Source organism: Pseudomonas sp. FSL R10-2189, assembly GCF_009600325.1.
Taxonomy (GTDB): domain Bacteria; phylum Pseudomonadota; class Gammaproteobacteria; order Pseudomonadales; family Pseudomonadaceae; genus Aquipseudomonas; species Aquipseudomonas helleri.
The window spans coordinates 1-207 of record NZ_WIVZ01000188.1 but is presented as its reverse complement, the minus strand read 5'-3'; the positions used below and the strand labels follow the sequence as shown (position 1 = coordinate 207).

The following is a 207-nucleotide window of genomic DNA, read 5'->3' as shown; positions in this document are numbered from 1 at the left end:
CATCACTGTGGAGCGATTGGCTTAAAAATCCGCAAAGCCCGGTCTATCGCGCCCTCTTAGTCCGTGACAAAAAACTGTTGGCAGACCTGCTGCCCAGCTTTAACGCTGAGACAGATGAGAGTGAGTGGAACGACACTGAAAAGCTCTATTCCACGATTGTCGCACTCATCGGCAGCGACGAGTTCAAACACTCTGTTCGCCCTCATC

General features: G+C 51.7%; 1 protein-coding gene. It reads left to right on the top strand.

Annotated features, from left to right (window positions below; translation table 11 throughout):
• On the top strand, positions 1–207 hold a 207-nt coding region (locus GHO32_RS26755), incomplete at both ends, for a hypothetical protein (RefSeq protein WP_218577157.1).